The following is a 12,176-nucleotide window of genomic DNA, read 5'->3' on the forward strand; positions in this document are numbered from 1 at the left end:
ATTATTTTTTTGAAATATCTATGACTAAGATATTTTATTCTTCAAAAAATTATGCACCACATTAATTTAAATTGCAAATTAAATTTAAAGTTTGCATAAAATTTAAATTAATGTATAGTTAGAGTAATAAATGATTTTAAATTAGTCCAGAGAGACTAGCAAATCGATGAACGGAATAAATGTACCCTAAAATCGTCGTCTAGTCTCTTTGACTAGACGACTTTTTATTTGGAGGGTTATTAATGAAACCAGTTTTTATTGCATTAGATTTTCCGACAGCAGAGAAGACATTTGAATTTTTAAAACCTTTTATCGGAATTAAAAATCTTTCTGTGAAGGTAGGTATGGAATTATTTTATCGTGAAGGGCCTAAAATAATTCAAAAATTGAGAGAACAAAACATCCAGATATTTTTAGATTTAAAATTACATGACATTCCTAATACTGTGGAAAAATCAGCTAATCAATTAGCTCAATTAGATATTCAATATACCACTGTTCACGCCCTTGGTGGTGGCAAAATGATTCAAGCTGCTAAAAAAGGATTAATCAATGGAGCTAAAGATACTAACCATCCAACACCTAAATTATTAGCAGTAACCCAGCTAACTTCAACTTCAGAAATGCAAATGAAAATTGAAGAACAAATTAATGTTAGTATCAACGAATCAGTTACTCATCTGGCTAATATTGCATATCAAAGTGGTGCTGATGGAGTAATTTCTTCAGCATTAGAAGATCAATTGATTCATGAAAAAGTAAGCAATCATTTATTATGTATTAATCCTGGGATTAGATTAAAAAATAATGCTAGTGATGACCAAAAAAGAATCGTTACACCTACTGAAGCTCAAAAATTGGGTAGTAATGGAATTGTCGTTGGTCGTAGTATTACACAAGCCAAAGATCCAGTACAAACATATCAAAATATCTTATCAGCAATTAATGGAGGAATGTAAAATGAATAAATCAATTAGTACTAAAATTGCAAAAGACTTATTGAAGATTAAAGCAGTTGCTTTATCACCTAATCATCCATACACTTGGGCTTCTGGCATCAAAGCCCCTATTTATACTGATAATCGTATTACTATCAGTTATCCAAAAATTAGAAATGATATTGCTGAAGGTTTAGCTAATCTAATTAAAAATAATTTTCCAGACGCCAATGTGATTGGAGGAGTTGCTACCGCAGGGATTCCTCATGCTACTTTAGTTGCCGATAAATTAAACTTACCAATGATCTATGTTCGTTCTAAACCTAAGGATCATGGTCAAGGTAAACAAATGGAAGGTGTCATTAAAAATGATGCAAAAGTAGTTTTAATTGATGATTTATTATCTACTGGTAACAGTGTCTTAAAAGCTGCAAAATACTTAACTGATAATCAAATTAATGTAGTAGGAATCGCTGCAATCTTTACTTATGGTTTAAAGGATAGCTTTGATAACTTCAAAAAAGCCAACATTCAATTTAATACTCTAACCAATTACCCCACAATTATTGAGCAAGCAAAATTAGATGGCTACATTTCTGCAAAAGAAGTCGATTCTTTAAAAAAATGGCATCGAAATCCATGGCAGTGGAAAATTAACGTAAAATAATATTTAAATTCAACTATATAAAAAAGCTAGCATCTTATAAATAAGATGCTGGCCTTTTTAGTCAGTTACATCGTTAGGATCAATATAGACAGAATTATATTTCCAAATATTTCTAGGATATTTTTTATAAATATCACCAACAAGATTTAGAGTTTGTTGATTTTTAATTCTAGCATTTTTATTAAAAACCATTTGATCAATATTGCTTTGTTTGCCAATACCAATATTGGACCAAATATAATTCTTATCTACATAAGAGTTATATTTTTCAAAAACTGTCAGTTTATGTGTGGAATCCGAAAAAATAGCTTTAGGCACATAATAAACTTTTTTATTCATTTTAATCATAAAGATGTCGGCTTTTATCTTTTTAATCCAAAATGGTTTGAGTATTAATTCATAATTATTATCTAAATTCAAACTATTTTTAGATGAATAATAATGAGGATTAGCCTTCATTTCTTTTCTGGCCTGGCCAATACTAGCATACAAAGGAATATCTGTACTATTATCATTTTCAGGATTATAAGAATAATGAAGCCACTGTGGATTAACATACCCTTTTTCCCATTTATGATATGAAAAATAATCATTTTGAGTTCGATGTTTTACGCTAAATTGAAATTTTAATTGTTTAGATAACGTATTATTGATTAATAAATTGGCTGCATAATTGGCATATTGATAGTAATTAGTAAATTTTCTAGTATCAGATTCATGCGTATCATTGTAAAAATAGGATTGTCCTATTTCATCATAAAATTCATAATTTTTTGTTAAATAATCTGCATTCTTTCGATATAAATTATAAATATAATTTTTGGCTTTATCATCTACAAAATGTTTTGCAGCATACTGATTAGCTTTATCAGTAGTTCTTGAAGCAGAATAGTCTGCAGCTTCAAATAATTCGGAATTCTTTTGAATTTCTTGTTTTGAATGTACAAATGCATGTGCATTGTTCTGTTTAAAATTAGCTAAACTAAACAAACATGAAAAGGTTAAAATTCCTAATAATATTTTAAAATTTTTTCTCATGACATAATCTCCTTTAAATTTACAATATTGGCGAAAATAAACGACTAAACACTTGTTTAAATCTTAACCATAGAGATTGTTGATTCATACTTTCAACTGTTTCTAAAGTACTATCCCGCATATCTTTAATATATAGCGAACGCAATTGTTGGCTAATATCTTCATCATATAAGAAAGCATTAATTTCAAAATTCAATTTAAAACTTCTAAAATCGAAATTTGCAGACCCAACAGATGAAACTTTACCGTCAACTACAATCGTCTTAGCGTGTAAAAATCCCTTACGATAATAATAAATTTTCACCCCATATTGTGCTAATTGTTTAGCATAATACTGAGTAGCTCGATAAACAAATGGATGATCAGGTTTACATGGAATCATAATTCTTACATCTACTCTCGACATTGCTGCGCTTTTCAGTGCATCGATAGTACTATCATCAGGAATCAAATATGGACTTTGAATCCAACAATAATTTTTAGCAGTTTGAATTAATTTAATGTACCCTAATTTAATTTGCTGCAAACTAGTGTCAGGACCACTAGATACAATTTGTATATTAGTACTTCCATCTTGATAAGTAGGTGGAAAATAAAATTCTTTATTATTAACTTCATCAATTTGATGATGGATATCAGTAACATTCCAGTCTAGAATAAACTGAGCTTGCAAATTATAAACAGCGTTACCGATTATTCTCAGATGAGTATCACGCCAATTACCAAATTTATTTTTACGATTTAAATATTGGTCCCCAATATTAAATCCACCAATATATCCAATTTTCCCATCAACGACAACAATTTTGCGGTGATCTCTAAAGTTAATACGAAAGTCTGTAATTGCGGAATGGGTATGTAAAAATGGTTCTGCCATTCCACCGACTTTAGTCAGTGGTTTAAAAAATCTGCGGGTTGTTCCCAAAGAACCAAAACTGTCATATATAACATGGACCTTAACACCTTGTTTAGCTTTTTTGACTAGCATATCTAAAATTTGATTTCCAATTTCATCATTATAAAATGTATAAAATTCAATATTAATTGAATATTTTGCTTTATTTAAGTCTCTAAGTATCTTATTAAATAAATCATTACCTTCAATAAATATTTTAATATGATTACGTCTGGACAAATCTGAAATATCAGAATTTTTAAACAGTTTAACTAAATTTCTAGCTGAATAAGACACCTCATCAGCTTTAATCCCCTTGGGATTACTATGTAATCTGAGTTGTTCTTCGAGCACTTGATGAATTCTTTCATTATCCTTATCCTGAAAACGAAATAATCTTTTTTTGGGCAATTTTCTACCAACGAAGGCATAGATTATAAAACCGATTACTGGTAAGAAAGATAAAACTAATAACCATGCCCAGGTGGCAGAGATTTCTCGTTCTTCCCTAAAAACAGTGATTAACGCTAATACTTCATTGGCTAAAATGATGAAATCAATGATAGCCATTATGTCCATTTAAATCCTTCTTTCTCATGTAATTATAATGATATTATAGCATATTATATTTTTACAATTATCTATCGTGATATACTATTAATATATTAAACAAGGGGGTTTATAAATTGACGTCCACTACTGAGCTAAGAAATATGTTAACTTTGGACTATGAAATGGGTCCATTCATTTCACTTTATGTTACCTTTAAAGAAATAAGTAACAAAAATGAATATTTAAATTTAATTCAAAATATAAAAACAAAATTCATTAATAAATATGATGAAAATTTATGGTCTAAGTACGAACGTAAACTAAGAAAATTCAATTTTGATCGTGCTAAGCATGTTGATAATGGAACTGGATTTGCACTATTTGTCAGTGTTAAAGCCATTCATTCATTTACATTAACTAAAAACACTGATACTAAATTTGTAATGGATGACACCATGGATATCATTCCTTTAATAAAAGAACTAGAATCTGAATTACATTATCGTTTGTTGATTTTAGAAAAAAATAGTTTTAGATTATATCGTGTTGATAATAAAAAGATTAATGAAATTAATCTAGTAAATAAACCTATTTCTGTTTTAATAGATAATGATCAAAATAAATTTTATCAACTAGTTGATGAATATATTACTGATATGTTCAAAGATGATAATTATTTACCCACTGTATTAATCGCTAATGAAAAAAATCATGATTTGTATGCAAAAATTGCTAAACAGCATAAGTTATTAAAAGATATAACCTATGGAGATGTTGTTAGTGATGACAATCTAAATGACATTGTTGATAAAGTTAATCAACAATTTTATAAAGCTGGTATAGCCAATAATAAATTTAATTATGGCAAAGCTAAAACTAATAATGCTGTTTCAGATGATTTAAAAGAAATCATTTCTGATGCTACTTCAGGTAAAATTGACACATTATTTGTTAATGAAGATAAATATGACAAACTTTATAATGATTTGGCAATTACAACAATTGGTTTTGCTGGAGAAGTATTTGTGCTTTCTAAAGAAGATATGCCAGTTAGTGCTGATTGTGCCGTAATCAACCGAAAATATGTATAGTAAAAAGGCTACTCATTTGAGTAGTCTTTTTATTTTTTAACACCATAGTTTGAGTATGAATTACTCATATTTTGGGCAATATTTTTAGGAATATCATCCTTAGTAATTAAAGATGCTTTAGATACATAAGTGCCTTTATGCGTAATCTTTGCCCATCGATGATCTTTATTATAAAGTCCTGTAGCAAATTTTAAATATTCACCATTTCCTTTTGCATTGTCATAAACATAAGCATATATATTTTGTGGCACATTCTCCCATTCAGTTTTTTGCTTGTCATTTTGATGAAATTTCACTTTTTCTCTTTTAATTGGTGTTTTTTCTGGCAAAATTGCATAGCCGATTTCTGTTTTTAATGCTGGATTAAATCGATCAGTAGCTACAGAATTAGTCTCTTTACCATATAAAAATAGAAACATTGTTACTGACATTACAATAAATAATATAAAGATTCCGCTAACAATATATAGATATTTCATATATTTATGCTTACTTCTAACATCGTTACTAATTTGTTTAATCATTTTATCTTCCTCTCCCAATAATTCATTTAATGAAATGTTTAAACTTTTACTGATATCAACTAACATATCTAAATTAGGATAACTTAAATTATTTTCCCATTTAGATAATGCTTGTCTAGTTACATGTAATTGATCAGCTAATTCTTGTTGTGTAAAATTGAATTGTCTGCGTCCTTGTTTTATTTTTCTACCTAAATCCAATTTAAACGCCTCCTATATTCATCAAATTACTATGTTGAAGTATAAAATGTCACGCAACCTTCAGTTGCAAGCTTATTGTAATAAATTTTTTTAATTAATCATCTTGAATAATATTGGTTTTCCTATCCATTACAACTCCTGGTTCATCTGGTGTTGTTCTTTGATATTTCATATAATGATTACCAATAATATCTCTAATTGTTTGTGGAATTTCATTTTTATTAATTGTCCTAGCATTAGAAACATAAGCACCTTTATGAGCGACAACTGCATAATGTTGATTTTTATCATACTTACCTGTATAAAAAGGCATCCATTCTCCATTACCAAATGCATCTTTCACAACAAAAGCGTCAATTGAAGTAGGCTCTTTTAACATTTTGGTAACTTGCTTATGTATTTTACGTTTTCTTTTTTTATCCCAATTATAGGTTATATATACTTTTTGCTTTTTCAATGGTGTTTTATCTGGCAAAAGTGCATATCCATATTCTGTTTTTAAAAATGGATTATTTTGATCAATTGCGCTAATTTGGTTGGATCTTCCATACCATAGTGTGCATAACCAAGCTATTATTATTAATAAAAATACTCCAATCATGATTAAATATTTTAAATATTTTTTTCTATCTCTAACATCATCACTAATTCTTTTTACCATTCCGTCTTGCTCCTCAATTAATAGTTCATTTAAAGAAACTTTCAAACTTTTACTGATATCAACTAACATATCTAAATTAGGATAACTTAAATTATTTTCCCATCTAGAAAGTGCTTGTCTGGTCACATGTAATCGATCAGCTAATTCTTGTTGCGTTAAGTTAATCTCTTTACGACCACTTTTGATTTTCTCTCCTAAATTCATTTTCGACCTCCCAACATTGATTAAGTTAATACATATATTAAAAAATTGTCACGCAATAATTAATTGCATCCCCGTCATAGAGGAAATGTATCAAAAAAAGATCCATTAATTATTTTTCAATAATTAATGGATCTAAAAATTTTTTTCTTATTAATTATGACTACTTGTAATTTTTTTAATAGACTTTGGTAGGCTATTGGCAAGCGCCAATCTGTACATTCTATCTTTATTTAATTCACTATAAACATGGTCTTGCATTCTTCTATTATATCTTAAATTAGTATGTTCTTGAATATGACGATATTGGTTAGCTGCTTTTGTTTCTCTGATTTCTCTAATTGTGTCTTTGGAAACATTATCTTTTTCGCCATCTTCATCTTTATTCATCATGTTTTTTACTTTTGAAATTACATTATCTAGCATATTGATTGCTCCAATCTATAATTTAAAATAACCAACATAATTATTTTAACATTAGTTTAATAATTAATGTTATAAGAAGTAAAGACTATAATGCTTATTTATCACTTACATATGCTTTAGCAAAATCCCAACTATCACCAGTAGAATTATATCTTAATCCATGTACGTTAGTTTTTAATAATGTGGGACGAGCATTTTGATATAAATTAACAGCCGAAACATCCTTATCTGCTAACTTACCAGCTTTGACCATATCATCCCAGCGTTTATTTTCATCGTTGGAGTGGGTATTTTCAGCATCGTTCATTAAAGCATCAAATTTTGTATTTTTCCATTTACTAAAGTTCATTGAATTAGTAGATTCTCTAGTATCTAATGTAGCTGATGGGTCTGGAATCCCAGGATTCCATCCGGTTAGACACATATCAAAGTTTTGAGAAAGTAATCTAGAAACTCTTTGCTGACTAGGCAAACTAACATTAGTTACTTTTAAGCCAGGTAATTTTGTCCATTGACTTTGCATATATTCACTCACTGATTTAGCAGTATCACTATCATCAGATGTTAATTTCAAATCCAATCCATTTTTGCCCACTTCTTTTAATCCTTGTTTCCATAATTCTTTTGCTTTATTCATGTCATACTGACTAGAACTATTAACTTTAGCTTCATTAGCAAAATCCTTGCCTTTATATTTAGCTAAATTGTTAGCAACAAAACTATTAAGTGGCTTAGATCCATCACCTAGCACATTATTTACTAATTGATTACGATCTATAGCATACGATAAAGCTTGTCTTAATTTTACATTCTTGAATGCAGAAACCTTTTGTTGATTTAATTCTACATAATCTGAATTAGCAGTATTAAATTTATGTAATTCAGATGAATGGTTATAATTTTCTACCTGTTGTTTACTATTCAAACTTAGCTGATCTAACATCCCAGTTTGATATTCATTCATTCCAGTCTGACCATCTTTAACCACATGAAATTTAACTTGATTTAAATTAACATTTTTAGCATTCCAGTAATTAGGATTCTTTTTTAAGCTCCAAGAATCATTAGTCCCATTCCAACCTTGAATAGTGTATGGACCATTGTAAACTTGGTTTTGGGATGTCGTCCCATAACTTTTTCCTAACTTCGTAACCACTTTTTCATTCTGTGGATACATAACTGAACCTGCAGTTAAATACTTAAAGTATGTTTGAGGCTTACTTAAATGTACAACAAAAGTATAATCATTGGGTGCTGAAACGCCTAAAGTTGATACTGGTGCTTTACCCTTACTTACATTACTATAATTAGCAACGTGATCAAGAATATAAGAATCTTGAGATGCTGTTTTAGGATTAACACTTCTTTGAAAACCGTATACAAAATCTTTAGCAGTCACAGGATCACCATTGCTCCATTTTTCATGTCTTAAATTAAATGTATAAGTCTTTCCATCTTTTGACACCTTGTAGCTTTTAGCAACCCCACTATCTAATTCATTACTTTTTGGGTTTGCTAATAGTCCTTGATCAGCATTAGCTAAAGTTTCAGCACTAGTTGATTCAACAATTGTGGATGGATCTAAAGTTCTAAGATTCCCCTTTTCCATCCAATTAAGTGTTTTGGACTTAGCACCATTTGATAAATTACTGCCATTTGCTTGATTTCCACAAGCCACTAAACCTAAACTTGATAAAGCTGTTAATGCCATAACAGATAAAAATGTTTTCTTCATTATATAATCCCCCAACATATTATGTAGCGAATATCTAATGAAGAAAATTTGAACATTTTATTTCTTCATTAGATATCGATCTTTATAAAATTGTTTTTTACTTACGATTCGCATTTGATTGCTTCATAATGTCATGTTTCATAAAAATCATCCCCTTTAATGAATATTAATTTATAAAATGATTAGCTGTTTAGGCGCAGTGGTCAATACTTTTGAGCCATCTTTTTGTACTAAAATATCATCTTCAATTCGAATACCACCCTTACCTGGTAAATAAATTCCTGGTTCGGCTGTCATTACATAGTTTTCAAAAATTTTATCTTTACAATTAGGATTAAGAATTGGTGTTTCATGAATATCTAAGCCAATACTATGACCACTCCCATGACCAAAGTATTTCCCAAACCCTTGTTCTGTAATATAGTCACGAGCAGCTGCATCTACTCGCTTGCCATCTACACCATCATGCATTGCATTAATCATCTTACTTTGGGCATCTAAAACAACTTGATATGCTCTCTTCAATTCACTACCTGGATTACCCAACGCAAAAGTTCTCGTCATATCCGAAGTATAATCATCATAGTAAAAGCCAAAATCAACAGTTACTAAATCACCTTGTCCTAGTTTCTTATCAGTAGCATCACCATGTGGCAATGCAGATCGGTAGCCGCTTGCGACAATCGTATTGAAACTTGGCTTTTGTGCACCATGATTTAGCATCCAATTATATAGCCATAATGAAACTTCTTTTTCAGTTAATCCAATCTGAACATAATATAATAAATCTTGATATGCTTCACTAACCAACTTAGTAGATTTAGTTAAGATGGATAATTCTTCTTGATCTTTATGATCCCTTAGCTTTTCAATCAATCCATCTTTTGCAACCAAACGATTGGGTAGTAATTGACTTAACCTTTTGTAAGTTTTAAAATTGAGCGAACTTTCAACCCCTACATTTTCATCGTTATCTTTTAAAAGTTGAGCAGCAGTTGCGTAATAATCACGGGTAATCTTCAAATCAACATTTTCAGGTAATTTTCCTTGCATTTCTACTTCATATCTAGAATCAGTAATTAAAACTGGCTGTTGATTGGAAACAACCATACAACCATCCCCAGCTAATCCATGAAAATTAGCTAAATAAATCAGATTAAATGGATCAGTAATAATAAAATTATTAATATTGTTTTGTTGCATTAATTGTTTGAATTGTTCAACTCGATTATTCATATAAGAAGCCTCACTTAGTTATTTGTGTGTACATATCTAAAATCATAGTTACCACCACTTGGATAATAGTTAACACCTTGAACACGATTTTTTAAAACTTGAGGGCTAACTAATTGATATAAAGGAACAATTGCTTGGTCATTTAACATTAATTTTTGAGCTTCTACCATATCTGACCAACGCTTATTGTAGTTATTAGCATCAATATTAGTTGCTTGATGCATCAAATTATCATATTGTTGATTACTCCAACCACCGTGATTATAGCCATTATCAGTAGTCATTAAACTCATAAAACTAACTGGGTCAGGAAAATCAGCAATCCAAGCATCAACCGTAACATCAAAATCACCTTTTTCGGTTCTAGTAGTAGCAACCTTGGCTGGAACATTAACATCATTAACTTTTAATCCTGGTAACTTTTGTAATTCATTTTGCAAGAACTCGGTCATTGATTTAGCATCTGAACTATCATCTGATAATAATGAAAGACTTAGTTTACTTTGGCCAACTTCTTTCATTCCTTTAGCAAATAGTTTTTTAGCTTGATCCAAATTGCTTTGCACTGCTGATGAAACATAAGCATCATCAGCAAAATCCTTACCTTTATATTTAGCCATATCTGAAGCAACAAATCCTTTAGCAGGAACTGAACCATTACCTAAAACATTATTGGTTAATTCTTTTCGATTGATTGCTAATGATAGTGCTTTTCGAACATTAACATTCCTCAAAGCAGGCACTTTCTTTTGATTCATTTCTAAATAATAAGTACCGGCTTCTTTTCTAGCATGATATTCAGAATTACCTTTAAAACTGGATACTTGGCTTTTACCACTCAATTGCATTTCATCTAAATTACCACTTTGATATTGATCTAAAGCAGTTTGTGGATCTTTAGCAACACTGAAGTTCATAGTTGATAACTTGGTATTTTTTTTGTCCCAATAATATGGATTCTTAACTAATTTCCAATTATCATTAGTTCCATTCCAGCCTTTAACTTGAAATGCTCCATTATATAATTGTTTACTACTATTGGTTGCATAACCACTACCATATTTATTTACTTCATTTTCATTTTGTGGGTAAGTGGGCGGCATGGTTGCAACATATTTAAAGTAAGTTGCTGGCTTATCTAAATGAACTACAAATTTGTAATCACCTTCAGCTTTAACACCTAAACTAGAAACTGGCATTTTACCTTTATCAACTGACTGCGCATTATGTACATCATCAAATAAATATTGATAAGCAGCAGCTGTCTTAGGATTCACACTTCTTTGAAAACCATAAACAAAATCTTTTGCTGTCACTGGAGTTCCATTGCTCCACTTGGAATGTCTTAAATTAAAGGTATATGTTTTACCATCTTTAGAAACTTGATAGCTTTTGGCAACTCCTGGAACTACTTTACTGTCTTTTGTCATGACTAATAATCCTTGATTAGAGTTATTTAAAGTGACATCACTCACTTGATCAACTAGCTTAGATTGATCTAATGTTAATAAATTTGATGGTTCTGACATGTTAACTACATTTTTAGTTCCTGCACTATTTTGATTTCCACAAGCAGCTAAACCTAATGTGGACAATGCTGTTAATGCTAATACTGATAAACTTTTTTTCTTCATAATTAAAGTTCCCCCAATAGACTTTTCGGACTTCAATGAAGAAAAATAATTTAAAAGTTGTTTTTTCTCATTGGAAGTCTGTTTTTATAATTACAATCATTACTTACGATTCGCAGTATTAATGTCATGTTTCATAAAAATCATCTCCCTTAAATTTATGTATAAAAAAAGCGTCCTAATTTCGAATACACGAAATAAAGGACGCTTATGCGCGGTACCACCTTTTGTTATACCGTTTTTCAATTCATTATTAATATGGCAAAACGATATCACTCAAACAAACCTGTTGATTTGCAGATTCAATAATGGGAATTCCCAGCTTAGACTACTTAGTTTGCCTAGCAACTAATAGATGATTTTCATCTTAACCCTCAATG

The 12,176-nt window shown here is 29.9% G+C and carries 11 protein-coding genes and 1 other annotated feature (1 of these 12 only partly in view); of the genes, 3 read left to right on the plus strand and 8 right to left on the minus strand.

The window, feature by feature from the left end; all coding sequences use genetic code 11:
- The first annotated feature begins 242 nt into the window (after positions 1 to 242).
- A complete protein-coding gene (gene pyrF / locus C7N71_RS04915; protein ID WP_105988019.1) occupies positions 243 to 959 on the plus strand; it encodes an orotidine-5'-phosphate decarboxylase in 717 nt (238 codons plus the stop codon).
- A 1-nt stretch (position 960) separates the two neighbouring features.
- The gene (gene pyrE / locus C7N71_RS04920) at positions 961 to 1,605 is read left to right on the plus strand and encodes an orotate phosphoribosyltransferase (protein ID WP_105988020.1); all 645 of its coding nucleotides are present in this window, start codon (positions 961 to 963) and stop codon (positions 1,603 to 1,605) included.
- Between the two features lie 57 nt (positions 1,606 to 1,662).
- On the opposite strand, the gene C7N71_RS04925 is transcribed toward pyrE, so the two are convergent.
- Together C7N71_RS04925 and cls are read right to left on the minus strand one after the other, a co-directional pair.
- Positions 1,663 to 2,643: a hypothetical protein gene (locus C7N71_RS04925; RefSeq protein ID WP_105988021.1), complete on the minus strand. Its 981-nt coding sequence runs from the start codon at positions 2,641 to 2,643 to the stop codon at positions 1,663 to 1,665.
- A 19-nt stretch (positions 2,644 to 2,662) separates the two neighbouring features.
- On the minus strand, positions 2,663 to 4,117 hold the full coding sequence (gene cls / locus C7N71_RS04930) for a cardiolipin synthase (RefSeq protein WP_105988022.1): 1,455 nt from the start codon (positions 4,115 to 4,117) through the stop codon (positions 2,663 to 2,665).
- A gap of 107 nt (positions 4,118 to 4,224) precedes the next feature.
- Between cls and C7N71_RS04935 the strand changes: the two genes are divergently transcribed.
- The gene (locus C7N71_RS04935; protein ID WP_105988023.1) at positions 4,225 to 5,181 is read left to right on the plus strand and encodes a baeRF3 domain-containing protein; all 957 of its coding nucleotides are present in this window, start codon (positions 4,225 to 4,227) and stop codon (positions 5,179 to 5,181) included.
- A 29-nt stretch (positions 5,182 to 5,210) separates the two neighbouring features.
- On the opposite strand, the gene C7N71_RS04940 is transcribed toward C7N71_RS04935, so the two are convergent.
- From C7N71_RS04940 to C7N71_RS04965, 6 genes are all read right to left on the minus strand, one after another.
- Positions 5,211 to 5,906, minus strand: coding sequence for a helix-turn-helix domain-containing protein (locus tag C7N71_RS04940; RefSeq protein WP_105988024.1), 696 nt, complete (start codon positions 5,904 to 5,906; stop codon positions 5,211 to 5,213).
- 94 nt (positions 5,907 to 6,000) lie between these two features.
- Positions 6,001 to 6,771 carry a helix-turn-helix domain-containing protein gene (locus C7N71_RS04945; protein ID WP_105988025.1) on the minus strand — a complete coding sequence of 257 codons (771 nt, stop codon included), beginning with the start codon at positions 6,769 to 6,771 and terminating at the stop codon, positions 6,001 to 6,003.
- Positions 6,772 to 6,921: 150 nt separating this feature from the next.
- Positions 6,922 to 7,194 (minus strand): hypothetical protein, encoded by a 273-nt coding sequence (locus C7N71_RS04950; RefSeq protein ID WP_105988026.1) that lies wholly within the window; start codon positions 7,192 to 7,194, stop codon positions 6,922 to 6,924.
- A gap of 94 nt (positions 7,195 to 7,288) precedes the next feature.
- Positions 7,289 to 8,929, minus strand: a complete 1,641-nt coding sequence (locus C7N71_RS04955) for a peptide ABC transporter substrate-binding protein (protein WP_157944358.1) — start codon at positions 8,927 to 8,929, stop codon at positions 7,289 to 7,291.
- Between the two features lie 171 nt (positions 8,930 to 9,100).
- Positions 9,101 to 10,165 carry a M24 family metallopeptidase gene (locus C7N71_RS04960; RefSeq protein ID WP_105988028.1) on the minus strand — a complete coding sequence of 355 codons (1,065 nt, stop codon included), beginning with the start codon at positions 10,163 to 10,165 and terminating at the stop codon, positions 9,101 to 9,103.
- Between the two features lie 14 nt (positions 10,166 to 10,179).
- Entirely contained in the window at positions 10,180 to 11,799 is a 1,620-nt protein-coding gene (locus C7N71_RS04965; RefSeq protein ID WP_105988029.1) for a peptide ABC transporter substrate-binding protein, read from the minus strand.
- Positions 11,800 to 11,993: 194 nt separating this feature from the next.
- Positions 11,994 to 12,176 (minus strand) — a binding site (T-box leader) (it continues 71 nt past the right edge of the window).

The organism is Apilactobacillus timberlakei (assembly GCF_002993965.1).
Lineage (GTDB): Bacteria > Bacillota > Bacilli > Lactobacillales > Lactobacillaceae > Apilactobacillus > Apilactobacillus timberlakei.

Bases quoted from the DNA above. Each gene is read 5' to 3' on its own strand.
- C7N71_RS04965 (WP_105988029.1), bottom strand. From the start codon at position 11,799: ATGAAGAAAAAAAGTTTATCAGTATTAGCATTAACAGCATTGTCCACA.
- C7N71_RS04925 (WP_105988021.1), bottom strand. From the start codon at position 2,643: ATGAGAAAAAATTTTAAAATATTATTAGGAATTTTAACCTTTTCATGT.
- C7N71_RS04950 (WP_105988026.1), bottom strand. From the start codon at position 7,194: ATGCTAGATAATGTAATTTCAAAAGTAAAAAACATGATGAATAAAGAT.
- C7N71_RS04955 (WP_157944358.1), bottom strand. From the start codon at position 8,929: ATGAAGAAAACATTTTTATCTGTTATGGCATTAACAGCTTTATCAAGT.
- pyrE (WP_105988020.1), top strand. From the start codon at position 961: ATGAATAAATCAATTAGTACTAAAATTGCAAAAGACTTATTGAAGATT.
- pyrF (WP_105988019.1), top strand. From the start codon at position 243: ATGAAACCAGTTTTTATTGCATTAGATTTTCCGACAGCAGAGAAGACA.
- C7N71_RS04960 (WP_105988028.1), bottom strand. From the start codon at position 10,165: ATGAATAATCGAGTTGAACAATTCAAACAATTAATGCAACAAAACAAT.
- C7N71_RS04945 (WP_105988025.1), bottom strand. From the start codon at position 6,771: ATGAATTTAGGAGAGAAAATCAAAAGTGGTCGTAAAGAGATTAACTTA.
- cls (WP_105988022.1), bottom strand. From the start codon at position 4,117: ATGGACATAATGGCTATCATTGATTTCATCATTTTAGCCAATGAAGTA.